Consider the following 26,190-nt stretch of genomic DNA (forward strand, 5'->3'; position numbering starts at 1 on the left):
TATCGAAGGATAGCAAAAAAGCTAATGCATATTGAAGATGAGATGCACATTACGAAAGGTTTTGAACTCAGTATTGTACTGGAATCTACGATTGTAAGTATGGCATACCCTACTCCTTTCGAATTTCATTATTCTGCCTATCACCGGGAGAAATATCGAACGGATGAGCAATATCTCTGTGGTGGATATGAAGATCCGGATCTGGTAGCACATATGGCGGTCATCTATGATCGAGGTATTGTGCTGGATGGTAAACCCATTAAGGATCTGTTCCAACCGGAAAATCGTGAATATATGATTACCTCAATTACATCGGACGTGAGTTCAGCTATGGAAGAAATTGCGGACAACCCAGTCTACTATGTATTGAGTCTATCCCGGGTTCTTTTGTACGTGAAAGATTCAGTCATTCATTCCAAGCGAGAAGCAGGAGAATGGGCACTTACAAACCTTCCCACTAAATACAAGGAAGTCATCTCACAAAGTCTTGCAAAGTACAATGGTGATTTGGAGAATGTGAATTTGAGTGAAGCTTTACTTCTGGAGTATGCGGAATATATGTTGAATCAGATCCAATTGAAGGGAGATTAACATTTTGCAAATTTTTGATATTCGGCAGAAGCCGGACGTGCTGCAAGAAGCAGTGCAGTATTTCTGGAAACAATGGGGTTCGGAATCAAGCTTCCACTTCTATCGGGATTGTATAGAGCGTTCTGTGGAGACAGATAGTGATGTACCAAGGTTTTATGTGATGCTGGACGGAGACCGAATTATCGGTGGGTACGCTTTGTTACGAAGTGATCTGAATAGCAGGCAGGATCTCTTTCCCTGGTTTGCGTGTCTTCATGTTGATCCAGAATATCGGGGCCGAAACCTGGGTGGACAACTCCAGAACCATGCATTGAATGAGGTGAAAACAAAAGGGTATGACAAGCTGTATTTATGTACTGATCTGACCGATTATTATGAAAAAAATAACTGGGCCTATATCGGTAAAGGATATCTACTTGATGATGAAGAGACGAGAATCTATGAATATAAGATTTGATCATGGATCTACCACTCCCTGAGTTGAGTGGTAGATTTTTTATTTTAACTGATAAGCACGCTAAATGCCCCTTACATCCACCAGAAAAGTTAACTGAGGAAAAATATGCTAGAATAGGGAGTGATAATTTTATGGACTCGGTGTGTATGCGCTGATCCTGTTTATTAAGCTAGCCCGACGTGGGATTCAGGCATTGGATACTACCTGAATGAGAAACGCGGAGAGCGTTTCTAACGTTCACCATCTCACACTCGAACAGAATTATCATTTTTCTCTCAGTGTTTTATCTTTTCTATTCTAGTATGATTAACGCATCATCCCAGTAAAGAGAGGGTTAATAACATGGAAGCTTTTTTAGAACAAATTAACGAGTTAAACGAGCTTCAGAAAGATCTGGTCAGCATACATCCTTTATTTGCAGAACATTATCCAGTGGTTGTAGCCTATGAGGCTTTATTATATATCTATGATTATTCGTCCAAAACGCAGCAATATGAGTGGGTGAAGACGGTACCGGACGATTTTCCAGATGAATGCCTTGCCGCTATGCCGGTGCACCATATGGACGGACGAATGTGTGCGATCGTAACGGATGCAGTGTTCAAAGATCTGGAGCAGAAAGTTTATCTGTTCCACGAATATGTTCATTGTTATGTATATGAGAAATATGATGAACGGATCGTGGGCCGTCTCCAGATTAAGCATAAAATGGACCAACTCAAGCGTGTAACATGGGAACTGGATTATGAGTTTCCGTATGAAGATGAAATCGTTGTGGAACGGATTAACTCATTGTTGTCTGCTTTGAAGAGTAAAGACCTGATACAAGTACACACAGCTAGAAAGGCGTTGTTCACTTCATTAAATGAAGAACAAGCCGAGTATTGGAGCTGGTTGGAGTGGAACGAGGGTTACGCGCGTTATATTGAGAATCTGATTCGGGCAAAATTTGGACAGGAAAGCAATCATATGGGAGACACAGCCCCGTTTAACCGCTTGATGTTCTATGAATGTGGGTCGGAATACATTGCTCTGCTTGTTAAGCAGCACCCGGAATACCATACGGATCTGGAGCAGCTGTTTGACCGCATGCAAGTGGAGAGAATTCAGGGTTAATCACGCATCTACGGTGAAAAAAGGTGGAACCTAGCGAAGTCTCACTATTCCAGTGATCTGCGTAGCACCAGTAGGTTATATCGTTTCTTTTTACTAAGTATAGTAGAATACTTCCCGATAAAAGGAGATCAACTCTATGCCGTTACCTATGGTTCATCTCAATATTGCTAATCGAATTGCAGACTCGCTACAAATGCAGGCTGATCGAGGTTCATTCTATCTGGGGAATATCGCCCCGGATTCCATACATATGCGCGAAGGTACAACTAGAGATGATAAGGAATACACCCATTTTAACCCGAAAGATGATGGAGATCACGTTGGTGAACTGAAGGATCTTTACTCATTCTATATGCAACAACTTACCGATGAAGGCTGGAAGTGGTTTGTGCGAGGATACTTTATGCATGTGCTGACAGACTATTACTGGTTCCGGAGTGTACATCCTGAATTCGTCGAACGGGTCAACAAGGTAGATCAACATACAGGCAGTAGCAGATCGAAGGATGAACTAGCGCGTTTATATTACCAGGAGACGGACCAGATCGATTTCAATCTTTATCAAGGTTCAAGTTGGAGCGAAGAGGTATGGCAGGTGCTCAACAGTTCACCGGGTTATGACATGACGGATCGTTTAACTGCTGATGAGATTGTACGCTGGCGGGACCACACGTTTTCTTTTCTTAATGGGGAAGAACCGGGAATTACTCCTGAGTACATTACGGGCGAGAGAGTTCAGGTATTTGTCGAAGAGACCGTAGAGCGACTGATCTCTCTGTTGTCTTCATGGGACCCGGAGTTACGTAACTTGATATGAATATAGATAGTTAGTGCAGTTGAGTCATACCATTATATACTGTATTTATTACTTCTCTACTCATTACTAGTTTATTAATACTAAGTCAGGGAGGCACGCAGTATGGTGAGATATGTAGGAGTGTTGCTCGTATTTGTCATTGCCACGTTCATTGCAGGGTGCAGTAAACCGAATGAATCGACTGCGGAAGAGGGACTTCCTCTGTTGATCACCTTAACCTGTAATCCAGACCTCACTTTGGAACCATGCCAAGATGTTGAGTTTGATCGATCTGATGAGATACGGATCATGATGGATGCAATACATAAGGCCGAGCGTATGCCCGGCATTCTCGATTATGGTACACAGTACGACATGAGCATAACAAATGCGGACAGCTCGATAACACGGTATGATCTTTCATTAGGAATGGATCCCAAGATGCAAGGCCTGTTAGTAAACCATGAAGACACGAACATTGGATATAGCATATCCCTTGAGGATTCGAATCAAATAAGAAGACTGATTCAGCGACGTACAGATTAAGAAGGTATATGGAACGGAGAAGAACCTGTGGATGACAAAATTACCATTGAACCTTTGACGCGATCGGATGCAGATGGAGTGTATCAGGTGTTCAAGACAACCATTCCCGCAGCATTTGATCAGGAGGGAATAGGCTCGCTTCTGGATGATATTCAGGATGAAATAACACAGAAAAAAGCGATGATTCACAAGGCATTGCAAGCAAAGGACAACATCAAAGCAAGTGTATTTTTCCTCGTTGCCAAAATGGGGGATGTTATTGTAGGCACAATCTCGTATGGACCGTGTGGTAAGGAGATTCGAGAATGTACACAGGGCCGGCTGAACGATATCGGAGAACTGGGTAGCCTGTATGTGTTGCCCGAGGTTCAAGGACAAGGGGTTGGTTCGGCGCTCATTCTTGCACTGGTTACTGAACTGCAACGACTGGGGATTCAGCAATTCTGTCTGGATAGCGGTTACCAGATCGCACAGAAGAAGTGGCAACGCAAATTCGGTGAACCCTATGTCGTGGCGAACAACTATTGGGGCGAAGGAACAGATCATATGGTTTGGCTGTGTGAAGTACAGGATTTTATAGTAAAATGAAATGAACAAAAGAGATGACGACCTGTATTGTATAGGGGTCATCTCTTTATCTTTTTGCATCGATCGTGAACGATTGTTCGTACAGTGTATCATGTGTGTTTTTATGTACCCGAGAAAAAAAGGAGTGAACATATGTCTATCCAGTGGAATATACCCGAGCAAAGGCTTTCCCCTCATGCGGTGAACTTATGGAGAATCAGCGCCATCATATGGAATGTAATAGGTTTCCTGATCCTTGCCGTACTGTTAATACTCGACTCCATCTATGGATGGAAGACGTGGATTGGTTGGATCTTGTGGGGCATTACAGCCATATCTGTGCTCTACGCGGTGTGGGATATTTTCATCCAGCCGACATGGTTATACAAGCATTGGTACTATGATGTGAATGAGGAGTTCCTGCAACTGAAGCGTGGGGCGCTAACCAAGGTACATCAGATCATCCCCATGGCGAAAGTGCAATCGGTTACAACAAATCAGGGACCTTTGATGCGAAAATATGGACTCTATTCCGTATCGGTTGGCACGATGGGGTCATCGCATGAAATCCCGGCATTGCCAGAGGAAGTCGCGCTTGCACTCCGTCATCAGATTGCATCCTATGCACGGATTAATGAGGTGGATGAATGATCGATATGAAGCGACATCATCCATTAACCATGCTGTGGAGCTTGTGGAAACTGGTGAAGAATTCGTTCGCCATTATCCTGTTTTTGTTTGTATTCCGTCAGGGCTCAGAGTCCCAATGGCTTTTCTATGGAAGAATCGCTTTTTATGTAAGTGTCTCCATTAGCATCCTGTCCATTATCCTGAAGTGGTTTACTTCTCGTTATACAGCAGACGATAAGGCGTTTCACATCTACAGTGGTGTGTTCAACCGTACTCGAAGAACGATACCGTATACCAAGGTCCAGAACGTGAACCGACATACGATGTTGTTTCATCGATTGTTCAGCGTGACGTCGATCCGATTCGAGACCGGGATTAAGGGAGAAGATGCTACCTTCCAGTTACACGTTGTTTCACTTTCCGAAGCGGAACAGCTGGAGAAAATTGTAGCAGGTCATATGGCTGAAGAAGCAGTAACAGCAGGTGCAACAGAGGAACATGATACGTTGGATGCAGTTCAGGCTATGGATGAGGGAGAGGCGCAATCCGAACCTTTTATAACTGATGAAGTCATGTCTCTGCCTGCAAAAGAAAAACAGGAACGGGTTGTTCATTATCATTCCACCCGCAAGGACATATTCAAAGCATCCTTTACCTCGCTTAGTTTTCTCGTACTGATTCCGGTCCTGGCTACGCTCTATTCCTGGGTGAAGGACTTCTTCCCTGATGAAGAAGTAACGGAAAGTTTGTTATTAACCTGGCTTGATTCATGGTGGATTGCCGGTTTGATGATTTTAGTTTTATTAATTATATCTATTGCTCTGGGTATTGTCAGAACCTTCGTAAAGTATGGCAATTTCCAGATCACCTCGGATGCCAAGCGGATCTATATCTCGAAGGGCATGATGGAGCAAACGTCATTTTCAATCTTGAAAGAGCGAGTCCAGGCCGTCAAAATTACACAGTCACCGATGAAAAGGCTGCTTGGACTAGCGGAAGTAGAACTGACCACTGCAGGTAGTCTGGGAGAATCTGAGCAGGAGGTGAACTCGCTCTATCCCTTCTTGCCTGTGAAGCAAGCCTATACCCTGATTGAGGAGATCCTGCCATCCTATCGGGTTACGCAGGAGATGGAAAAACTTCCACGAATATCACTATGGCTGCGCCTGCTCAAACCAAGTTGGGGGTGGATCATGATCACGGGTTTATTGTGGTACTTCAAACCATTGGTGTTTGGACAGAAACATGCCTGGTGGATGATTTCCGCGATTCTGCTCGTGTGGATTGCAACATGCAGAGTGATGGACTTTTTCCATACCCGATACATTCTGCATCAGAATTTCATTCAACTTCGAACCGGTGCGCTTACTTCAACACTCTTCATCTCCAAACGTGAGAAAGTCATCGAAGTACAGATCACCCGTAATGTGTTACAGCGTTGGTTTGGTGTGGCTTCCATTCATACCGTAAACCGTGCCAAACCTGTTCTGCATCATCGGGCACATGACATTTCCCTGGATACGGCGAAATCATTTCAATCATGGTACATGGGACGTACCCAAGATGTTCAGACCCGTTAATTGCACGAGCAAGTGCAGGAAGACCGCATCAGGTTATTCTGTGCTTGCTCTTTTTAATTGAAAACAGAGGAGGAAGAACAGTTTGATTAAAGCTGTGTTCTTTGATGTGGACGGTACATTGCTGAGCGAAATAGATCGGAGTTTATCACCGAGTACAGCTGAGTCAATCCGGGAGTTGATTCGTAAAGGCGTTCAAGTCGTACTCGTCACAGGCAGGCCCTATAATTTATGCGAAGAATTCAGAAATCTTGGAATCGATACGATTATTTCGGCTAACGGAGCATTGATCAAAGCAGGTGATGAAGTGATACATAAGTCTGTACTTTCAGCACAGATGGTTAGAGCATTCAGTGAGTTTGCCGAGTTGCACGGGCACAGTATTTCATATTTTACAGAGTCATTTGAGACGAACGGGTTGTGTACTGGAGATGGTCGTGTTACTGAGGCGTTAAGAGATACGCTTGGACTCATGGATTCGCCGCAGAAAATCAGCACGTTGGAACAGGACGTATATTGCATTTGCTTATATGCGGATGAAGCGGAGATGGAGAAATTCCAAGCCAGATTCCCTTCTTTACGATTCGTGAGGTTCCATCCGTATGTAGTGAATGTGCTGGAAGCGAGCGAAGTCAGCAAATCTATATCCGCAGAGAAAGTTCTCGACTACCTGAAGATATCCAGAGAGGATATAATGGCCTTTGGCGATGGGGAGAATGACTTGGATCTGCTAGTGTATGCGGGAATCGGAATTGCGATGGGAAATGGTGGAGAACGAATTAAACAAAGTGCCGATTATGTCACCCTGCGGGCAAGTGAAGATGGGGTCACCTATGCATTGAATCAATTTAAGATCTTATGAAAATGAATCGGCTAAAAAGATGAAGGATATCCAAATTGTGGATTTTCATGTAGAATGATATAGCACGTATTAAGCCCTAAAGCATAGGGTGTTGATCGAAGGGTGACTTATGAAAAAGGTTGTTATCGCAATCCTGTCTCTGGTCGTATTTGTTGGTGTATCCTCTTCCGCTTACGCTCATCCAGGCAGACTGGATAAGAACGGTGGACATAACTGTTCAGCTAAATCCAAACAAAAGGGTCTGTGCACGGGTTATCACTATCACAAAAAGAAAAGATGAGAATGAGCTGTACAAGATAAACCCGGCCATCGTTCAATGTATGGTTGGGTTTGCATGTGTACCATTGATTTAAAATGATGGAGGCGGTTACACCATGCGGATACAGGAGATATCGGTATGGAATCATGACGATTTAGTGGCGATGCTGGCCGAAAGCTCCAGTGAAGGGTTCAGACATATCGAGCGATTAATCCATGAATATGAGACAGGAATCAATACATTCGAACAAGAAGATGAAGCGCTTTTTGAATGCAGAATGCACGATAAGGTTGTTGGGATCTGCGGTCTGAACAGAGATCCTTATTCTGAAATGATTGATACCGGAAGAATTCGCAGGCTTTATGTGATGAGAGAATTTCGAAGACATGGGGTTGGGCGCAGGCTGATGGATGCGGTTATTCAAAAAGCGGAAAATCATTACGCTCGACTGGTTCTGTACACGGATCAACCGGTTGCTGGATCTTTTTATCACAACTTGGGATTTAGAGAAGTGACGAGTATGGAGAAGATAACGCATGTATTGGAATTGGGGGAGAAGAGTGATGGATGATATTAAAGCGGTTATTTTTGATTTGGACAATACGATTCTGAACAGAACGATGACCTTTGACGGCTTCACGCAGCGTTTAATCAAGACCTATTTTGGTCACCTGGAATCAACCGAAGATATAAGTAAACGAATTATTGAACTCGACCAGGATGGTTATAAGGACAAACCCCTTCTGTTCAACGAGTTGCTGCATGAACTGCCTTGGGCAGAGAGTCCGCCACATGTAGAACTGATGGAGTTCTATGGCAGAGAGTATGTGCGAAGTTCAGTTTTGATGGAGCAGGCGCGAGAAGTCGTTCAGCATCTGCGGGGGAAATATCAAATCGGGTTAATTACCAATGGGCAGACCGATATTCAGTATGGAAAAATCGATCAACTCGGTATCCGGGAGGATTACGACCATATTATTGTTTCAGAAGAGGCGGGAGTCAAAAAGCCCGATCCACGCATATTTCAGCTTGCGCTAGATCATTTCGGTCTAAGCCCAGAGCAATGCATCTACATTGGCGATCATCCGGTGAACGATATTGAGGGAGCAGCAAGCGTAGGCATGAGCACCATCTGGATGAAGGTCAACCAGCCGTGGCAGGACAGCATTAAGTCGGGTCCTTTACATACGATTGAACATCTAAGTGAGCTGAAGAAATTGCTGTAGAAGGCGGTTATATAGACGAGTAGACTACTATAAACACAGTCTGGAAAGCGAGGGACATACATATGGAGATTAGACAGATGGCTACAGCGTTTTTGAGCAATGGCTCAGACATGCTGATGATGAAGAAGGCGGGTAGCAGATTGTTTGATTTTGAATTCTGGGGTGGCATTGGCGGACATCTGGAACAAGGGGAACTGAACGTACCCATGAGCGCCAGCTATCGGGAGATTGAAGAAGAGACCGGGTTCAAGCAAGAGGATGTCGAACACTTTCGGCTTCGATATATCCTGTTGGAAGTTAACGGTGGTGAGATTTGGCAGCAGTTTGTATATTTCGGAGAGACCACGCACCGACATTTTGTACCCTCGGATGAAGGCGAGTTATTCTGGATACCGCTGGATGAGGTTCTGGACTTACATTCGTCTATTCTGATCAAAGCAACGCTCCGGCACTATTTACAACATCCGGGCGCAGAAGACATCTGGATTGGCAACGTTCAGAGCGGAACAGACCTAAAGGGCACGCCACAGGTAATATGGAACAGAATGCAGGAAACGATATCATTTGAGCCAAAAGGAGTTATCAATAATGTTGAAATATAGAACTGAAAGATATCAAAGTCCCGTTCAGTAAATTCAACCAATAGAGTTTTTGCAATAAAAGGCATGATCCAGTTCAATGAGGTCATGTCTTTTTCTATATATACAATCATTCAAAATACTCTAAATAATTTCAATAACTTCGGCTTCTATGTTTCTACATACCGTGTAAATAGCTTAACCCATTCCATGAAGGAGATTTTGTTATGAAACGTATTGGAAACATGTTTCAGGCTGACCGTAGCAGAGTGTAAATGCTATGACAGCCTGAACGAGCGAACCGGTTTAATTTTGCATAGGACAGAGGCGGTAGTTATGGGTTGTTGGAAGAAGATGATTTCATCAGACTACGCTGTAATAATTCGATCTTTCGTTTGTCTGTTCCGATGTTCGATAGCCTCCTCATAATCCCCGATCAGTGTATCAAAAATATGCTCCCACGACCGCTGCTGAGCCAGCTTTCTGCCTTCCAATCCCATCTTCCGCAATTGGTTCACGTGATTTCCCCAGAGACATATCTCCCGAATCAGTGCATCAGCCTGACCTGGCTCGAATAATACACCGTTGCGGTGGTGGGATATCAGATCCTTTACACCTCCGGCATTGGCTGCCACCACAGGGAGTCCTGAAGCCATCGCTTCCAGTACCACATTGCCAAATGTCTCCGTAGAGGAAGGAAACACAAACAGATCTGCCGAAGCATACATAACAGCAAGTTCTTCGCCATGCATATAGCCTGTAAAGGTGACATTGGGTGGGGATTGCAGACGCATTTTGGGGAGAGATGGGCCGTCGCCAACGATAATCCAGTGTACACGGGACTGCATTTCCTGGGGTAGCTGCTGCATGGTAGTCGTGAGCGTAGCGATATCTTTTTCCGGGGCAATGCGTCCAACGTAGAGTAGAATGAGGGGAGCAGTGATGTGGTATCGTTCACGGATATCCGAGCTGCGTTTATCAGGGGAGTACAGGTTGCAATCAATCCCGCGAGACCAAAGTTTCAGACGTTGAATGCCCTGGGCTTGCAGGGTGTTTAATGTTTCCTGCGATGGAGTTAGGGTTGCATCACAGGCGCGGTGGAACCATTGGATATATTTCCAGTAGAGCGGAATCATACTTTTTAACCGGTAGTATTCGAGATAACGATCGAAGTGGGTATGGTAGGAGACAACATGCGGAAGATGGTGTTTGAGTGCATACCTCAGGCCAAGCAGCCCCATATTAAAAGGCGTAGCGATATGCAGCAGATCGGGCTGAAAGGCTTGTAGCTGTTTGTATGTGTTTGCTCTGTTGGGTAGAGCAATGCGGCATTCGGGATACAGAAAAAAAGGGATGTTGGCAACCGATCGGACTTGAGTCTCATGGCTTCCTTCAATGATGGAGTTCGGAGTAAACAGCAGATGTTCAATTCTTCTGCGGTTCAGATGGTTACTCAAGCGGTGGAGCGTGCCAGCAACACCATTGGTTTCCGGAAGATAGGTGTCTGTGAACAAGGCCAGGCGCATCATTACCCCTCCCAAGACTCGTGATGCCAAGATCATAACAGCGGAACATTTTCCAGAGGTCAAGTGCACGTTAACTTGACGATATTCCCTGTAAATTTGTTAAAGGATTACTATACCATCTTCCATAAGTTCAACTTATATAGCGTATTCTGCTATGATGTAATAACGTGTCGGCGTAGTTGAACTTGAAATTTACACGAAACGGAGAGGGCGGAAACAAACTGAAGAAGCGGAGCGTTCGCCTTTATCACCGGATTTTCCCCTTTAATAAAGGGATTGAAAAAATCTGGGGATAACAGCGATCGGAAGTTTATTCTGACCGCGTAGTGGTCCAGTGTAAAAACATTCGTTCAAACTATTCAGACAGAGAGATACAGGAGGCAGAGAAAGATGAACAAGTTACAAGAAGAATTGCAGGAGTTGTTACCACTCAATCAGCTTGAAGAGATGTCAGGTGAAGAAGTGGTGGGGAGTGTTGCCATGGACCTTTATCGGGCTGAATTTTCGACGATTCGAGAAAGTGGGCCGGAACTTCCGCAAGTATTGAGAGATATCATTCTAATCATTGATCTGGATACCGAGCTGTCCATGAACGGGATGACCGGTTTCCTTGAGAATGTCAGCGGACAGTATCTGGGTGAGACGATAACAGCTATGGAGCGGATCGGCAATGATGCAGATGCCGTGATCCTGAAGAAGATAGAGCAGATGTTGTCCGAAAGCGGTGTAACGCACGGGCAATTACGAGATAATGTGAATGGCCTGTCCGAAGATGACATCACGACAAGCCTGCAAACACACGGGGAACAGATTCATGAGGTATTGCAGCAGATTGAACTGGAAGCCGCGAATTTGAGCATGCAATCGGATAACGAAGAAAGCTTCGACTTTCTGTATCAATATGTGGATGAAAATAAAGATCGTTTAAAACAGGAAATGCAGCACATCTTGTCTAATTGAATTGGGAAAAGGAGATAAATGACAAGCATGAACAAACGATTAGCGATGGAATCCGTTCTGGTTACCCTGTTATTCATCATTGGTTTTGCAGCTTGGAATGTCGTTCAAGGCATGATCATGACCATGAATTACGTACCTGATCTGACAAACACCGCTTCTTCGGGTACCCCACTGCAATCCAAGGTTGCTTTTGGAACTATTGTTCGGTGGGATTCTTCCATGATAATCGTTGGCATAGGCGCAGTTATCCTGTTTGCAACTGCTTATTATGTTATCCGCTCACAATTCCAGCAGCGGAAGCAGCGCCCCTAGTCGATAGTAATCTCGTAACACATATTTCTTTATACACTAAAAAGAGCCCTTATTGTCAGATCACTGATAATAGGGCTGCTTTTCGTTATCCTCATATATTAAGAATGCCGGCCGCAGCCTTCTGACCAGATATCACAGCACCTTCCATTGTGGTGAACATGGGCTGTTTAGTATAATCCCCAGCGAGGTATAACCCTTGAATTGGAGTCACTTGTTCGGGTCGCTTGGGCTCATTGCCTGGTGAGATCCGATAAAAATTCTCATTCCCCCGAACAATCCGGTAATCCGTTACGGAAGACACACCTTCGGCCAGTCCGATATCGACCAACCCTTGTTTGGTACGCTCCCATACTTCCTCATCAGGCAAATCAATGAGTTCGTCGGGATTAACCAGAATGATTGAAGCTCTGCCGGGCTGCCCGCGAAACGTTGTTCGGGATTGCTCCCCAAATGAACCGATGTCGGTGCCTGGCCCAAAGGTTGTACGGTCCTCGGGAAGGAGTGGCAGTTCTGATTCGAACTGTGCTGTAACATGTGGCATGGCGTCCAGACTCAAAAAGGGCTGAAACCATTCATGTTCACTGAAGTGCTCTTCAAGTAATTGTTGGGAACGTCGGATATTGGTAGCTACAACAACACGTGTAGCGGAGAGCTGTTCACCATTTTCCAGTTCAACCCCCTTCAGACCTTCCTGATCATAGAGCAGTCGGATTACTGGGGCGTTGATTCGTACTTGTCCCCCTTTTTGCGTGATGGCAGCAGCCAAAGGCGCACACATGACATCCGTCATACCGCCAGTAAAGGCACCAATTCGCATTTTATGAATCCGAGGAATACCCGGCAGGAACAGGCCAAAGAAGGCATACGCAGAATATTTTTCAAGTGGCATGAAAAAAATGCCTGAAGATAACGGTTCAACGATTCGTTGCAGAGCCTGTTCGCTTACCCCATGCTGATTCGCAAAATCAAGTACCGATATTGAATCGAGTTCCTCGGGGCTGGATACACACTCCTTGAAGCCAGCAGCTAAAAAAGGAATAAGTGAAGCCTTGTCGGCTGGCGTGATGAAATTATTGTTTCCCAGAACACCTGATAGTGTTTTGAGGGGAGCATGAATAACGTCAAGTCCGAATTCACCATGCTCATCGACATTTGGGTGACGGACTTCCATCGTGGTTTCCCATACCAACATATCATCAAGGTCAATGCCAGCACGTTCAAGCAGATCTGGCAGTGCTTTGTAATATCCAATGAATTTGTGGAACCCGGACTCCACCTCCATTCCCCGCTCATTCCAGTTCCCTGTGCGTCCGCCTACATAGGGGGCAGCTTCGAGGACCAGTACAGACTTTCCCTGTTCTACAAGTTCAAAGGCACAACTCAAACCTGCGAGCCCTGCACCGATGACAATAATTCGATCTTTGTTCATCTGAGAATTGTTGGGTTGTGTAGACAATCATATTCCCTCCTTTTATATCTAATATACCCATTAATTCCTGTCCAAAAAGCTTCTATACATGATTGAGATCGAGTTATCGTAGTACAAAAACAGCTCTTTGACACGAATGTGCCAAAGAGCTGTTGGTACAGATGACAATCAGATATGTTTGGAAATGATTTCTTCCAGTCCTTGAGCAACAGAATGCGCACCCCGCGCCAGATGTCTTTCATACAGATGCAGGCGGACGAAACTCTCATCCGTGCCCATCGCTTCCGAGAACATTCCACTGAGTCCACGAGCGCGGCGGTCGATCTGTAATAGCAGCTCCAGTGAATCGCCCATCGGATAGAACATGACTTCCAACTCATCCAGATGCCCACGGAATTTGTTTGTTGGTACATATTCGAATTCCTGAACAAATGGCAGATTGCCGCCCAGCTTTGGCGCGTAGTCATTGGTCACTTCACGCAGTTTGAAGCCGAGGATATCCATTGCATCGAGCACGGTGTTCATGTCTTTGGTAGGAACAACATGCAGTCTGTCCCGGTCTGAGGGGTCTACAGCACTTGAAATATCAAGGCCCGTTTCTACCCATACCTCTGCACGATGTAGCGTAATAGGCAGGTTTTCTGGTAAGTCAAATGAGAAGTCTTTCTCCAATTTGGCTCCAGGCTGTAATGTGAAACCTTCGGTGAGCAAATATTTGGCTATAACGGCTGTTTCTTTTACTTTACGATCATCGCGCTCCCGTATGTAATGGGTTTTGATTGAAAGATAGATTCGATCTACGTTCTGTTCCACTTCTCCACCTTCAATGTACACAACCCCCGAGATGATTCCTCCAGGCGTGACCTCTGGTGTATGCAATTCTGTATTCACTTTGGCTGCTCCAACACCTACACTGGCTAACACTTTCTTGAAAAATGACATGCGCTCAACCTCCAGATCAGATGGTTTATTATATGGAATACATACGGCTTCGACCTTAATACGGAAGCTGGAAGAGAAGCGTTTCATATTTTAGCAAAGATATATCGCATATCCAAACAGGAGAATCGACGTACCTATGTCGAATGTTTAAATAAAGGGATTTTTTGTCAGGAGGAACTCTATGAGCATGGAATGGTACGATATGATTGCACGACGTAATGGAGGATACAAGGGTAGAGCTTTATATACGCTGGACGGTAACTCTGCTGAAGATATTTTTGAAGAGCGGTTGATTAAGCTTCTGCCTCAGTATACATCCGTGCTCGATGCAGGCTGTGGACATGGGGAGTTTACGTTGAAAATGTCGGAACATACCGATCACATTATGGGGTTTGATAATTCGGAAGAGATGATAAAGATAGCCCAAAACAGTCTTCATTCAAGCACGATAACAACTGTGGAATTTGTCTGTGTCAGCACAAAAGAAAAGATGCCATTTGAAGATAAGCAATTTGGTCTGATCTATGATCGCAGAGGTCCAACTTCCATTATTGAGCATGGGAGATTGCTGCAAAAGGGTGGAGTCATGATTGGTATTCATACGGATATAACAAAGGTACGTGAGCGTTTGGAGAGAAATGCATTTAAGGAGATCAAGATTGAGGAATATAACGAGGCACTTATGATTTTCTCAGATGAAAAAGAGTTTGCCATCTTTCTCTCCGATATCCCCGGAAACCCGGATTATACACAGCCTGAGTACCGGGAACAGCTGGAAGTCAAGCTGAAGGAGAACCAGGTTGATGGTAGAATTGCTGTAAGAGAATGCAAGTATATTTGGCAGGCCATAAGGAGTTGAAGCCGATTGAACACAGAATTTTCAGAACAGAAATATGGTGAAACGGGTGTCAAAACCAGCTTCGAACAGATGGCGAACGGGGAACAAAAATATAAAATGATAGCAGAAGATGGCAGTTATTATTGTAGAACTGTTGCCTCTCCCCACGGAGCATGGCAAAACAGTCATGTACATATCAACTTAACGGAGTTTTATGTGGTGCAAACCGGATGGATTGCGTATGCCAGTTATGGAGACGATCAGATGTTTTCGATTCGAGTGATGCGTGCAGGAGAGCACATCATTGTCCAACCTGGAATCCACCATAATATATACATGTCTGCACATAGCGCGATACATACCATCAAGCATGGATTGAATACCTCCAGTGATTGGACGGCATCACCTGAGTTGGATAGGTTAACTCAATCTTTAACAGAGAAGGAGCTACTCCAGAAGTATGATTAACCAGACGGGAGGATCAGACAGATGCGTAAAAGTACAATATTTTGGACTACGGGAATAACGATAATCCTCTTGGTGACTCTGCTCATATACAGCTATGTTATTCCAAGTGTGAGTGCACAGGATGTTGTGATGGCAGGTACAATCAGGCAGATTGATACGGACGCAGTTGAGGTAGAGTTAGAGATAACGCGAAAAAGAGAAGACAAGGATCGACATATGGTGTATCCTGTTGTCCCTGGATGGGAAGGGGTCACATTCACTGAAGAACAAGATGATGCGTGGTACATGCCTTCGTCTGTCGGCAGCTCCTATCTTGATCAAGTCATTCTGGAAAAGTATCTTAAGGCGCAGGGGAAAACCATGAACTCAGCTGATAATCTGATAGGATTTGCGATACCTGATGAGATAGGGAGCTACAAGTTGCGGTTAACGCTCAGATCTTCGGATGGAACGACTCAACCGCTTGAGAATCCCATGGTGTATTATGTTCACAACGAGCATTTGTTAGGGAAGGATCTGAGTTGGGTTACGGGTGAGAATCTGGAGATCAATAAGGAGTAATCCGAATGATGAATGTATATGAATCGAATGAAATTACCGTACGTTTCTTGGAAACAGAAGATGAACAACATCTGGTGAAGTGGCTGTCAGACCCGGAAGTTCTTCAATACTATGAAGGGCGTGATCGGCCGCATGACCTGGAACAGGTGAGAGAGCATTTTTACAATCAGAAAGATGATGCTACTCGTTGTATCGTTGAATATGGAGGACATCCGATTGGATACATTCAGTTCTATAAGCTTGAGGAAGAAGAACGAACGGAGTATGGTTATGGAGACACGGATGAGATCATCTATGGAACGGATCAGTTTATTGGTGAGGCAGACTACTGGAATAAAGGCATTGGTACACGGTTGATGCAGTCCATGCTGGCTTATCTGATTAATGAACAACAAGCCCGTAAAGTGGTTATGGACCCTCAATCCTGGAACTTGCGAGCGATATCCTGTTATGAGAAATGTGGTTTCCAAAAGATTAAGCTGTTGGAGAAACATGAGCAGCATGAAGGACAGATGCGAGATTGTTGGCTTATGGAATATACCCTGTAGATCCTGTTTAAAGTTATTTCGAATCATACAAACAAGGAGGAATATTGGATGGATGAAAGATTTCCAATAGGACCATTTGTACACACGGGTGAAGTTACGCCCGCGCAGAGAGAGCAGTGGATTCGGGACATTGCTGAGTTGCCTGAACGCGCACGAGAAGCGGTAAAGGGACTAAGTGAAGAGCAATTAAGTCTGCCGTATCGAGAAGGTGGATGGATGCTCAAACAGGTCATTCACCACATGGCAGATAGCCATATGAACAGTATGATACGTTTCAAGTTGGCACTGACAGAGGATACACCTACGATTCGACCTTATTATGAAGAGCGCTGGGCTGAACTGAGTGATTCAAGAGACCTAGATGTTGAATTCTCGCTTCAGATTCTGGATGCCCTCCATCGTCGTTGGGTGTTTCTGTTAAACGCGTTGACAGATGCAGATTATGCCAAACAATTTTATCATCCCTCATCGAAAGAAACGACAAGACTGGATTACAATCTGGGCATGTATGCTTGGCATGGCAAACACCATGTTGCTCACATCACATCGCTTCGGGATCGGCTGGGAATATAGCTAGAAAAAATATCTTGTTGAGGAGAAATTATCAATGAATGTACATATCAGACTATTAAATGAGAGCGATCCTGCAATCATATCAAAGGCGTTTCAGGAGCAGGGTTGGGGGAGATTTGCTGAGCAGTATACTCATTACTTGGCTGAACAACAGAATGGGGAACGCTTAACCTTGGTAGCCGAGTTGAATGGAGAATTTGCCGGATACGTGAATGTATTGTGGTATTCCAGCTACCCGTCTTTCAGGGAACAAGGTATTCCCGAAATTAACGATTTTAATGTGTTGATGAAGTTCCAGCGCCAAGGTATTGGTTCACGGTTGATGGACCGAGCAGAGGAAGTTATTCTGGAACGAACGGATGTTGCAGGCATTGGTGTAGGTGTGTTTTCAGATTATGGCAAAGCGCAAGTTCTATATGCCCATCGCGGGTACATACCAGACGGTCACGGTGTACACAAACATGATCATTACATTCAGCCGGGTGAAGAAACAATTATGGACGACGATGTTGTACTATATCTTACGAAGAAGTTAAAAGCCATGCAATAATTTCATAATATATACAATATGAAAGATGTCATGTATATTAGTTGTAAATATCTGTTATGTGTGACTGGCGTAAACGTGGAGTGAACCACGAGGGAGCACATATATTATATGCCGTACGCCTGGGCAAAGTGTTTGATCTTTTGATCAAACACTTTATTTATTATTTAGGGAACGAAAGGACTGGTGGCGGCAATGAAAATGGCGTTTGTTTTATTTGATGGAATGACAAGCATGGATTTAGCTGGATTTTATGAAGCTGTGACTTGGCTAGCGATTCTGAAAGTAAAGGAAAACGTATCATGGACATTCTGCGCAGATAAGGAGGAAATTTCGGATGACCGTGGGCTGAAAATGAAATCCGATGCAGTATTACCTCATCTAGGGGATTTTGACCTAGTATTTTTTCCTGGTGGATTATCAACTAGAACGCTTCGATTTGATGAGGATTTTATGCGATGGGTCCGAACGGCAGAAAATGTCACTTATAAAATATCTATTTGTACCGGGGCTTTACTGTTGGGAGCAGCAGGTTTCCTGAATGGAAAAAGGGCTACTACCAACTCATCTGCTTATGATTTATTGACTCCTTATTGTGCAGAAGTAATCTCAGCGCGTGTAGTGCGTGATGGTAATACGGTAACTGGTGCGGGGGTTACGGCTTCCATTGACCTGGGATTATATTTGGTCGAAATGTTAACGTCTACGGAGATCGTCCTTCAAGTTCAACAAAAACTAGAGTATCCATATTATGAAGCTGGTAATTTAAAAGATGTCTACATGCACACTAAAGGGTAGGGGATAAAAAGATGACTATTCGCCTTTTTCAAGCGATTGATCAGCCAGCGGTGCTGAAAATGATGACGGATCATCATTTTCAATTTCCTTCGTTTATACGCGATCAGTATCCTGCACGCTGGGATTCATTTTTAAAAATGACGGATGAACGTATCAGTGCTTATTATGTCATGGTTGACGAAGCAGATGTTGTCATAGGTCATGCTGGTTATATCTTTCAGTCTACTGTTAACCGGTATGAAATCGTTGGCGTTGTTACATGCAAATCACACCTTCGACAGGGAGTAGCACGTGGACTAATTACAAAAATATGTATAAAAATAGCTGAATTCGGTAGTGATGATGTCATGCTTTACACACTTGATCATGAAGAAAATGAAGCAGCGCTTGTATTTTATGAACGAATGAATTTTCAAAAAGAAGGTGTCGATATGAATTATTATACCTCGGGGCTTCATAGACTTTCACTTGTTAAAACATTATAAGGGGACTTCAAAAGACTAATTGTAGTGGAAACATAAAAGTGTACTTCAGTTTAAGTTGCATGAACTTGCAAAGAAAGATGATCAAAAAGCGGTCTTGCATGTTATACTCTATTGGAATTTGAGGAATGATAAGCAGGATGTTGAGAGATTAGATGATCAGAGGAGTGATTGATCCATGTTTAGCAAAGTCGGCCAGATTATGTTGTATGTCAATAATCAAGATGAATCACTGGCATTTTGGACTGAAGTCGCTGGATTCCACATTGTGGATGAAGTAAACCTTGACGAGGGCATGAGATGGATTGAGATTGCGCCTACCCCAGACTCGCAGACGAGTATTATTCTCCATGACAAAGAGTTCGTCGAACGGATGTCGGCGGGTGTAAATCTGGGCACACCTTCGTTAATGTTCTTCACCGATAATCTGGATCAGTTATATGCCGACTTGTCTGGTAAACATGTAACGGTCGGAGAGATAGTCGAGATGCCAACGGGGCGTGTTTTCAACTTTGCTGATAATGAAGGAAATTACTTTGCAGTTTTGGAACGGGCGAAGTAAGTTACAATTCAAAACCGCTATGCCTGTAAGCGATCGACAATCATGTCGGTCGTTTTTTGTTGGGAAAACGCTTATGTTTTGGAGTAGAAACATGCAAGGAAAATAGAGAATTACTGGGTAAAAATGTTATAATAGAGTGTGGCTGATTTATTGAAAATGACGAGGAATGAATAGTCGGAAATGAAGGTTTGGATGGAGCGATTAAGGAGGAATGTGGTTGTGGAAAAGACGATTAAAAGTGTACAGGATCTATATGATATGCTCGATGCGGACTTCAGATCTGCCAAGCAGTTTTGGGAACCTTTCTATGAGGATCGGAACAGACCCATCCCCTTTTTCCCAAACAAACCGGATGAGAATCTGGTAGCACATGTGAACGCAGGTGTGCTAAGTGGTGGCAAGGCACTGGAACTGGGGTGTGGCCCGGGCAGAAATGCGTTGTATTTAACCCGCCAAGGATATCAGGTAGATGCTTATGATCTTTCAGAGACAGGTATTGCTTGGGCTAAGGAGAGGGCGGCAAAAGAGAAACTGGACGTGCATTTTGAATGTCGATCTGTGTTCGAATTGTCCCCAGAGCAAGAATATGATCTTGTCTACGACTCGGGTTGTCTGCATCATCTGTTGCCACATCAGCGCATTCCCTACATAGAGATGGTCCACAATGCACTCCGGCCTGGAGGATACTTTGGAATGACTTGTTTTGCTCCTGGTTATGGCGATATTGGTGGGCCTGAGATCGTTATGAATGATTGGCAGGTGTATCAAGAGAAGTCGATGCGAGGTGGTCTTGCGTTCACGGAGGAGAAGCTTCGCTACATGCTGGAAGATGGCTTTGATTGTGTCGAATTCCGTGCGATGAAGGCGATGGAGCAGCAAGAACCGTGTTTTGGTGTACCTTTTCTGTGGGCCACGTTGTGGAGAAAGTTAGATTCATAAGCTTATATGGGGATATGATCGATTGAAGATAGAGGAGGAGTGTATCGGAATGGGAACGGTAACAGGAAGAAGACACTTTATCATTACAGGCACATCCAAAGGGATCGGTTTACAACTTGCAGAGTTATTATTGGCTAAGGGGGATTACGTTTACGGTATTTCACGCGGGGGTTCGGATCTGTTGGAATCAGGCGAGGAATGGAGCGGACGTTACCGCCATGTTCAGTACGATCTTGCCGACCTGAATGGGATCGATGATTTGATTACACGCATATTGGACGAAATTCCGTCTCAGGAAGCTGAATTCATTGGACTCATTAATAATGCAGCGATGCTGGAGCCACTAAGACCTATCGATCAGTGTAGTGCGGCAGAGATAAGTCAGAGTCTTAACATCAGCCTCGCAGCGCCAATGATATTGAGTTCATCTTTTATTCAACAAACAAATCACCTGTCCGCCAGACGTAAAATTGTTAATCTTTCATCGGGCTCGGGAAGTTATCCCGCGCCTTCAATGGCAGTGTACTGTACATCCAAGGCAGGCATGAACATGTTTACCCAATGTGTATCTCTGGAGCAAACGGGCCAACAGAACCCTGTTGAGATTATTGTTTTTGATCCGGGGATGGTCGATACGGAATTGCAGGCTGTTGCACGAGGCAAAAGTGCAGAGGAGTTCGCCCTTGCGGGTATGTTCAATCAAGTATATGAAACAGGACAATTAAGATCGCCACAAGATGTAGCGAAGCAGTTGATCGAGCGGATCGATGAACACAGTGATGCAAGCCATGTTATACACTCCACCGAGAGTTAATATCGTATACTTCGTTTTGCCTGTTTTCTTGTGAAGTAATAAGTATGGATACCTTTTTGATATAAGCCCAATTTCCCTGTACACTGGTAACAGCGATCGGAAGTACGATTCGTAACGGTAAAGGTGATCATGCAACAATGGAGTCTGATTACCTTATTCAACCTTAGAAGATCAGAAACGTGGTGAATCTCTTGTTTAAAATTATGCTCATTGAAGACGACGAATCGTTATTCACTGAAATCAAGGAACGTTTGTCCCAATGGTCGTATGACGTGTATGGTGTGCAGGACTTTGGCAAGGTATTGCAGGAGTACAGCGTAATTCAGCCGCAACTGGTCATTATTGATATTCAGTTACCCCAATATGACGGGTTCCATTGGTGCCGGATCATTCGTTCGCACTCCAATGTGCCGATTATCTTTTTGTCCTCACGGGATCATCCTGCGGATATGGTCATGTCCATGCATCTGGGTGCAGACGATTTTATCCAGAAGCCATTTCACTTCGATGTATTGATTGCCAAGATCCAAGCGACTTTGCGGAGGGTGTATAACTATAACACAGAGCATACTGAACTCCGAACCTGGCGCGGTGCTGCTATTGAATATGTGAAAAATACACTAACCTGCGGGGATGAATCTGTTCTGTTAACCAAAAATGAGATGTTCATCCTTAAAGTGCTGGTCGAGCACAAAAATCAGATTGTTTCCCGTGAGGACCTCATCCGGAGCTTGTGGGATCACGAACATTTCGTGAGTGACAATACGCTGACGGTTAACGTTAATCGGTTACGGAAGAAACTTGAACCCATCGGCTTGGAGCAGTACATTGAAACCAAAGTAGGTCAGGGATACATGGCAACGGAAGAGGCAGAAGCATGATCGGAAAGTACATACGAGAAAGGGCTAGTTGGTTATGGCTACTGGTAAGCATGCAACTTATTATTTTATTGGTGGGCTACCTGGACTCGTCCATTCCATTCCAATCTGTGATGTATATCGTAGGACTGAATGTGGTGGTATGTCTTGTTTTTATCTGGGCGAGATACCTGAAAGAGACCCGCTTCTATAGAAAATTGAGCATCTGGGATCATACCTATGATCTGAGAGAACTCGATATCGCCGAAAGTCCATATGAGCAGATTGTACATGAGGCGGTCAGTTCCCAGACACAGCGGTATCGTAAGGAGACGTCACACCATTTTATCGCTCTAGAACAGGAGAAGGACGAGATGTTATCCTGGATTCATGAGGTGAAGACCCCACTGACAGCGTTGCAACTGATGATCGAGCGCTTGCCAGATGACAAGTTACAGAGCCAAATGACATATGAATGGTTACGAATCCATCAGTTACTGGATCAGCAACTTCATCAGAAGCGTATTCCATTTATGCACAATGACTTGTTCATCGAAGAGACGGAACTTGAACCGGTATTGAATAGCGAGATACGAGCGTTGAAATCGTGGTGCATTTCCAAGGGTATTGGCTTTGACATGTCTTTGATGGTATCGCGCGTGCTCACAGACAGCAAATGGTTAGGCTTCATCCTCCGGCAGTTGCTGAGCAATGCGGTGAAGTATAGTGATTCATCGGATATCCTCATCGAAACGCGGGAACAGGATGGACATATTGTACTGATCATTCAGGATCACGGGCGAGGGATTGAGACACAAGATCTGCAGCGTATATTTGATAAAGGATTTACGTCTACCCGAGGCAGAATGGATGGGGCGGCAACCGGGATGGGACTATATTTGGTTCGTCAAGTGGCCCAGACGCTTCATATGAACATTCATGTAGAATCTTCTCTTGGCGAGGGCACAACCGTCACACTTACTTTTCCGCGAAAAAACGACATGGTGCATCTTGCAGGCGTGTGACAACAATGTCACATGCTTTTTGGTTTTGTTCGGTGAATCACACGATAACACTGCACATCCCGATTATGATATAGACATGAGCATTTTGCAGAAGATTTAAGAGGAGTGAGTGGGATATGTGGATACTGGAAGCCAAAAAAATTCATAAAGTCTATGGTAATAAACTGAATAAACAGGAAGTGCTGAAGGGCATTGATCTTGGAGTGAGCAAGGGAGAGTTTGTTGGTATTATGGGGCCTTCGGGTTCGGGTAAAACGACGCTGCTTAATGTACTTTCCTCCATTGATCGGGTGAGCCAGGGCACGATTGATATTGAGGGCAAGGAATTTACCGGAATGAAGGAGAAACAGCTGGCCGAGTTCCGCAAACATCATCTGGGCTTTATTTTTCAGGAATACAATCTGCTGGATACGCTAACGGTGAAGGAAAATATATTATTGCCGCTCTCCATCACGAACATTCCAAAGCAGGAGGCACACCGGAAGTTTGAACAGATCGCCCGTGAACTGGGGATATATGAACTGAAAGACAAGTATCCATCTGAGATTTCAGGGGGGCAGAAGCAGCGGACTTCGGCAGCACGAGCATTTGTCCACGAGCCGAGTATCATTTTTGCGGATGAGCCGACAGGAGCGCTGGATTCCAAGTCCGCTTCGGATCTGCTCGGCAAGTTAAGTGATATGAACAGCGCACGAAAAGCGACTATTATTATGGTTACCCATGATCCGGTTGCCGCAAGTTATTGCAGCAGAGTGATCTTTATTCGAGACGGTCAGATCTACACCCAGTTGAATAAAGGAGACGAGTCCCGGCAATCGTTCTTCAACGATATTATCAAAACCCAGGGCGTATTGGGTGGTGTACAGCAATGAGCTTGAATTATATTATCTTCCGCAATCTCAGGAAAAATCTAAAGAATTATTATCTCTATGTATTTGCGCTTGTGTTCAGTGTGGCCTTATATTTTTCCTTTGTGACGTTACAGTATGATCCTTCCATGGATGAGGTGGCTGCTTCAACAAAAGGTGCGGCGGCCATAGGTGCATCTTCAGTACTGTTAATCGTCATTGTCGGCATTTTTTTGCTCTATGCCAATACGATCTTTATCAAGCGGCGCAGCAAAGAAATTGGATTATTCCAATTGATTGGACTGACGAAAGGCAGAATTTTTGGTATTTTGAGTGCGGAGAACAGTATCCTCTATTTTGGCTCCATGGCTATCGGTGTGTTAATTGGGTTTCTTGCGTCCAAGCTGGTATTGATGATATTGTTCAAAATTCTCGGTGTGGATGCGATTACGAAACTGTATTTCTCTCCGATGGCACTGATGCAAACGGTGATTGTCTTTACGATGATGTATCTGCTCATCATGCTGATGAACTACACTTTTATCAAGAGACAGAGCATTCTCTCACTCTTTCGGGTGTCTGCCACTTCGGAGCAGCAGGTGCAGAAGATGTCGTTTGGACAGATGATTATTGGCGTCTTGGGCATTGCCCTGATTGTGTATGGATACTTCATGTCTGCACGGCTGTTCAGCGGTGAGGCAATGGACATGCAGCAGTTGATGTATACGATGATCCTGATTCTCTTCTCGGTCATACTGGGGACATATCTGTTCTATAAGGGTTCGGTAAGTTTTATTTTTAATCTGATTCGCAAAAGTAAAAACGGATACCTTACCATTCATGAAGTGTTGTCTTTATCTTCAATCATGTTCCGCATGAAATCTAATGCATTGCTGCTCACGATTATTACAACCGTATCTGCACTTGCTATTGGCATGCTGTCACTCAGTTACATTTCGTATTATTCGGCAGAGGCTCAGGCGAAGGAAAGCTTGCCGGAGGATTTTTCGTTTGCTCAGGTTGAGGTGAAAAATCGCTTTGTAAGGGAGTTGGAACATAAACAGATTCCATATGAGGAGAATCATAGACAGCCTATTTATATTGAAATTGATGCTCATGAAGTGATGGATGAGTCCATGACGGAACAGTACCTGTTCAGCAGTGTGTTGAGTGACAACATGGTAGATAACATAGATCTGCAACCAGGTGAAGTGATCTTCATGGGATATGGAAATGCTATTAAGCAGTTGATTTACATTCAGGAGACAGGTCCAATCGTCTTGCATGGGTTGAAGCGAACGTTGGACCAACAACTGATCGGAACCACCAAACAGGGAGTTCTTCCTGCGTATTATACTAGGGGCACGCCTGTAGCGGTAGTAGATGTAACGGTATACCAACAGCTGAGACAGGATCTCGATCCCGAGCTGCAAAAATCCGAGTGGGCTGACTACTATGGTGTACGTATTCTGAAAGAGGGGCAGGCTGAAGAGGCATATGCCGTATATAAGGAGCTGCAGTTGGAAGCACCAAGCTTCTCCCAGATTGAGTTCAGAAATAACCAACGTAATAATATGGGCTTGATTATGTTCATTGTTGGTTTCCTTGGTTTGACGTTCTTGATTACATCGGGATGTATCCTGTACTTTAAACAAATGAACGAGAGCGAAGAGGAGAAGGGTAATTATACCATTCTTCGTAAACTTGGATTTACGCAAGGCAATCTGTTGAGGGGAATTCAGATCAAGCAGTTGTTTAACTTCGGTATTCCGCTTGTGGTGGGATTGAGTCATAGTTACTTTGCCGTGAAATCAGGCTGGTTTTTCTTTGGTACGGAGCTGGCGACACCAACGGTCATTGTTATGATAGTTTATACATTGTTATATTCGATTTTTGGCCTGTTGTCTGTGTGGTACTATAAGCGGGTGATTAAGGAAGCCTTGTAGAATTGGGTTC

33 protein-coding genes and 1 riboswitch are annotated in these 26,190 nt (G+C 44.3%); of the genes, 30 read left to right on the forward strand and 3 right to left on the reverse strand.

All coding sequences use genetic code 11. From position 1 onward, the window contains the following. Positions 1 to 42: 42 nt before the first annotated feature. The 13 genes from MKY92_RS08145 (at position 43) to MKY92_RS08205 (ending at position 9,229) form a co-directional block, all read left to right on the forward strand. Complete coding sequence (locus tag MKY92_RS08145) at positions 43 to 591, forward strand: DUF4111 domain-containing protein (protein WP_339300119.1); 549 nt, start codon at positions 43 to 45, stop codon at positions 589 to 591. Positions 592 to 595: 4 nt separating this feature from the next. Beyond that, on the forward strand, positions 596 to 1,048 hold the full coding sequence (locus MKY92_RS08150) for a GNAT family N-acetyltransferase (protein ID WP_339300121.1): 453 nt from the start codon (positions 596 to 598) through the stop codon (positions 1,046 to 1,048). Positions 1,049 to 1,390: 342 nt separating this feature from the next. After that, on the forward strand, positions 1,391 to 2,164 hold the full coding sequence (locus tag MKY92_RS08155) for a hypothetical protein (protein ID WP_339300123.1): 774 nt from the start codon (positions 1,391 to 1,393) through the stop codon (positions 2,162 to 2,164). A 136-nt stretch (positions 2,165 to 2,300) separates the two neighbouring features. Continuing rightward, the gene (locus MKY92_RS08160) at positions 2,301 to 2,981 is read left to right on the forward strand and encodes a zinc dependent phospholipase C family protein (RefSeq protein ID WP_339300125.1); all 681 of its coding nucleotides are present in this window, start codon (positions 2,301 to 2,303) and stop codon (positions 2,979 to 2,981) included. A gap of 102 nt (positions 2,982 to 3,083) precedes the next feature. Next, the gene (locus MKY92_RS08165) at positions 3,084 to 3,506 is read left to right on the forward strand and encodes a hypothetical protein (RefSeq protein ID WP_339300127.1); all 423 of its coding nucleotides are present in this window, start codon (positions 3,084 to 3,086) and stop codon (positions 3,504 to 3,506) included. A gap of 27 nt (positions 3,507 to 3,533) precedes the next feature. Continuing rightward, on the forward strand, positions 3,534 to 4,094 hold the full coding sequence (locus MKY92_RS08170; RefSeq protein ID WP_339300129.1) for a GNAT family N-acetyltransferase: 561 nt from the start codon (positions 3,534 to 3,536) through the stop codon (positions 4,092 to 4,094). Positions 4,095 to 4,226: 132 nt separating this feature from the next. Beyond that, positions 4,227 to 4,724 carry a PH domain-containing protein gene (locus tag MKY92_RS08175; protein ID WP_339300131.1) on the forward strand — a complete coding sequence of 166 codons (498 nt, stop codon included), beginning with the start codon at positions 4,227 to 4,229 and terminating at the stop codon, positions 4,722 to 4,724. Next, positions 4,721 to 6,283, forward strand: a complete 1,563-nt coding sequence (locus MKY92_RS08180) for a PH domain-containing protein (protein ID WP_339300132.1) — start codon at positions 4,721 to 4,723, stop codon at positions 6,281 to 6,283. The genes MKY92_RS08175 and MKY92_RS08180 overlap by 4 nt, the downstream gene beginning before the upstream one ends. An 82-nt stretch (positions 6,284 to 6,365) precedes the next feature. Continuing rightward, entirely contained in the window at positions 6,366 to 7,142 is a 777-nt protein-coding gene (locus MKY92_RS08185) for a Cof-type HAD-IIB family hydrolase (protein ID WP_339300133.1), read from the forward strand. 109 nt (positions 7,143 to 7,251) lie between these two features. Further along, the gene (locus MKY92_RS08190; protein ID WP_339300135.1) at positions 7,252 to 7,422 is read left to right on the forward strand and encodes a YHYH domain-containing protein; all 171 of its coding nucleotides are present in this window, start codon (positions 7,252 to 7,254) and stop codon (positions 7,420 to 7,422) included. Between the two features lie 94 nt (positions 7,423 to 7,516). Continuing rightward, the gene (locus tag MKY92_RS08195; RefSeq protein WP_339300137.1) at positions 7,517 to 7,972 is read left to right on the forward strand and encodes a GNAT family N-acetyltransferase; all 456 of its coding nucleotides are present in this window, start codon (positions 7,517 to 7,519) and stop codon (positions 7,970 to 7,972) included. Then, positions 7,965 to 8,627 (forward strand): HAD family hydrolase, encoded by a 663-nt coding sequence (locus MKY92_RS08200; protein WP_339300139.1) that lies wholly within the window; start codon positions 7,965 to 7,967, stop codon positions 8,625 to 8,627. The genes MKY92_RS08195 and MKY92_RS08200 overlap by 8 nt, the downstream gene beginning before the upstream one ends. A gap of 62 nt (positions 8,628 to 8,689) precedes the next feature. Continuing rightward, the gene (locus MKY92_RS08205; RefSeq protein ID WP_339300140.1) at positions 8,690 to 9,229 is read left to right on the forward strand and encodes an NUDIX domain-containing protein; all 540 of its coding nucleotides are present in this window, start codon (positions 8,690 to 8,692) and stop codon (positions 9,227 to 9,229) included. Positions 9,230 to 9,573: 344 nt separating this feature from the next. Here MKY92_RS08205 and MKY92_RS08210 read toward each other — a convergent pair whose 3' ends face one another. Then, a complete protein-coding gene (locus MKY92_RS08210; RefSeq protein ID WP_339300142.1) occupies positions 9,574 to 10,734 on the reverse strand; it encodes a glycosyltransferase family 1 protein in 1,161 nt (386 codons plus the stop codon). A 387-nt stretch (positions 10,735 to 11,121) separates the two neighbouring features. Between MKY92_RS08210 and MKY92_RS08215 the strand changes: the two genes are divergently transcribed. Both MKY92_RS08215 and MKY92_RS08220 read left to right on the forward strand, forming a co-directional pair. Further along, the gene (locus MKY92_RS08215) at positions 11,122 to 11,691 is read left to right on the forward strand and encodes a hypothetical protein (RefSeq protein ID WP_339300143.1); all 570 of its coding nucleotides are present in this window, start codon (positions 11,122 to 11,124) and stop codon (positions 11,689 to 11,691) included. Positions 11,692 to 11,718: 27 nt separating this feature from the next. After that, on the forward strand, positions 11,719 to 12,003 hold the full coding sequence (locus MKY92_RS08220; protein WP_339300144.1) for a hypothetical protein: 285 nt from the start codon (positions 11,719 to 11,721) through the stop codon (positions 12,001 to 12,003). Positions 12,004 to 12,094: 91 nt separating this feature from the next. Here the strand turns inward: MKY92_RS08220 and MKY92_RS08225 are convergent, their stop codons facing one another. Next, complete coding sequence (locus tag MKY92_RS08225) at positions 12,095 to 13,459, reverse strand: FAD-dependent oxidoreductase (RefSeq protein ID WP_339300145.1); 1,365 nt, start codon at positions 13,457 to 13,459, stop codon at positions 12,095 to 12,097. Positions 13,460 to 13,600: 141 nt separating this feature from the next. Then, positions 13,601 to 14,374 (reverse strand): sporulation protein, encoded by a 774-nt coding sequence (locus MKY92_RS08230; protein ID WP_339300146.1) that lies wholly within the window; start codon positions 14,372 to 14,374, stop codon positions 13,601 to 13,603. 181 nt (positions 14,375 to 14,555) lie between these two features. Between MKY92_RS08230 and MKY92_RS08235 the strand changes: the two genes are divergently transcribed. From MKY92_RS08235 to MKY92_RS08305, 15 genes are all read left to right on the forward strand, one after another. Next, positions 14,556 to 15,233, forward strand: a complete 678-nt coding sequence (locus tag MKY92_RS08235) for a class I SAM-dependent methyltransferase (protein WP_339300148.1) — start codon at positions 14,556 to 14,558, stop codon at positions 15,231 to 15,233. Positions 15,234 to 15,239: 6 nt separating this feature from the next. After that, positions 15,240 to 15,680 carry a hypothetical protein gene (locus tag MKY92_RS08240; RefSeq protein ID WP_339300150.1) on the forward strand — a complete coding sequence of 147 codons (441 nt, stop codon included), beginning with the start codon at positions 15,240 to 15,242 and terminating at the stop codon, positions 15,678 to 15,680. Between the two features lie 21 nt (positions 15,681 to 15,701). Beyond that, entirely contained in the window at positions 15,702 to 16,241 is a 540-nt protein-coding gene (locus tag MKY92_RS08245; RefSeq protein WP_339300151.1) for a hypothetical protein, read from the forward strand. An 8-nt stretch (positions 16,242 to 16,249) separates the two neighbouring features. Further along, positions 16,250 to 16,789: a GNAT family N-acetyltransferase gene (locus MKY92_RS08250; protein WP_339301739.1), complete on the forward strand. Its 540-nt coding sequence runs from the start codon at positions 16,250 to 16,252 to the stop codon at positions 16,787 to 16,789. A 48-nt stretch (positions 16,790 to 16,837) separates the two neighbouring features. Then, positions 16,838 to 17,362 (forward strand): YfiT family bacillithiol transferase, encoded by a 525-nt coding sequence (locus MKY92_RS08255; protein WP_339300152.1) that lies wholly within the window; start codon positions 16,838 to 16,840, stop codon positions 17,360 to 17,362. Between the two features lie 34 nt (positions 17,363 to 17,396). Next, complete coding sequence (locus tag MKY92_RS08260; RefSeq protein WP_339300153.1) at positions 17,397 to 17,912, forward strand: GNAT family N-acetyltransferase; 516 nt, start codon at positions 17,397 to 17,399, stop codon at positions 17,910 to 17,912. A 50-nt stretch (positions 17,913 to 17,962) separates the two neighbouring features. After that, positions 17,963 to 18,044, forward strand: a riboswitch (ZMP/ZTP riboswitch). A 60-nt stretch (positions 18,045 to 18,104) separates the two neighbouring features. Continuing rightward, on the forward strand, positions 18,105 to 18,707 hold the full coding sequence (locus tag MKY92_RS08265; RefSeq protein ID WP_339300155.1) for a DJ-1/PfpI family protein: 603 nt from the start codon (positions 18,105 to 18,107) through the stop codon (positions 18,705 to 18,707). An 11-nt stretch (positions 18,708 to 18,718) separates the two neighbouring features. Continuing rightward, positions 18,719 to 19,192, forward strand: a complete 474-nt coding sequence (locus tag MKY92_RS08270; protein WP_339300157.1) for a GNAT family N-acetyltransferase — start codon at positions 18,719 to 18,721, stop codon at positions 19,190 to 19,192. Between the two features lie 175 nt (positions 19,193 to 19,367). Continuing rightward, complete coding sequence (locus MKY92_RS08275) at positions 19,368 to 19,751, forward strand: VOC family protein (protein WP_339300159.1); 384 nt, start codon at positions 19,368 to 19,370, stop codon at positions 19,749 to 19,751. 219 nt (positions 19,752 to 19,970) lie between these two features. Next, positions 19,971 to 20,690, forward strand: a complete 720-nt coding sequence (locus tag MKY92_RS08280; RefSeq protein WP_339300161.1) for a class I SAM-dependent methyltransferase — start codon at positions 19,971 to 19,973, stop codon at positions 20,688 to 20,690. 49 nt (positions 20,691 to 20,739) lie between these two features. Next, positions 20,740 to 21,504, forward strand: coding sequence for an SDR family NAD(P)-dependent oxidoreductase (locus MKY92_RS08285; protein WP_339300163.1), 765 nt, complete (start codon positions 20,740 to 20,742; stop codon positions 21,502 to 21,504). 191 nt (positions 21,505 to 21,695) lie between these two features. Continuing rightward, positions 21,696 to 22,385: a response regulator transcription factor gene (locus tag MKY92_RS08290; protein ID WP_221822759.1), complete on the forward strand. Its 690-nt coding sequence runs from the start codon at positions 21,696 to 21,698 to the stop codon at positions 22,383 to 22,385. Further along, positions 22,382 to 23,386, forward strand: coding sequence for a sensor histidine kinase (locus MKY92_RS08295; protein WP_339300165.1), 1,005 nt, complete (start codon positions 22,382 to 22,384; stop codon positions 23,384 to 23,386). Before MKY92_RS08290 ends, MKY92_RS08295 begins: the two co-directional genes overlap by 4 nt. A 116-nt stretch (positions 23,387 to 23,502) precedes the next feature. Beyond that, complete coding sequence (locus MKY92_RS08300; RefSeq protein WP_339183347.1) at positions 23,503 to 24,258, forward strand: ABC transporter ATP-binding protein; 756 nt, start codon at positions 23,503 to 23,505, stop codon at positions 24,256 to 24,258. Next, positions 24,255 to 26,180: an ABC transporter permease gene (locus MKY92_RS08305; protein WP_339300166.1), complete on the forward strand. Its 1,926-nt coding sequence runs from the start codon at positions 24,255 to 24,257 to the stop codon at positions 26,178 to 26,180. Before MKY92_RS08300 ends, MKY92_RS08305 begins: the two co-directional genes overlap by 4 nt. Positions 26,181 to 26,190: the final 10 nt, after the last annotated feature.

This window comes from Paenibacillus sp. FSL R5-0623 (assembly GCF_037974265.1).
In the GTDB taxonomy this organism is placed as follows: domain Bacteria; phylum Bacillota; class Bacilli; order Paenibacillales; family Paenibacillaceae; genus Paenibacillus.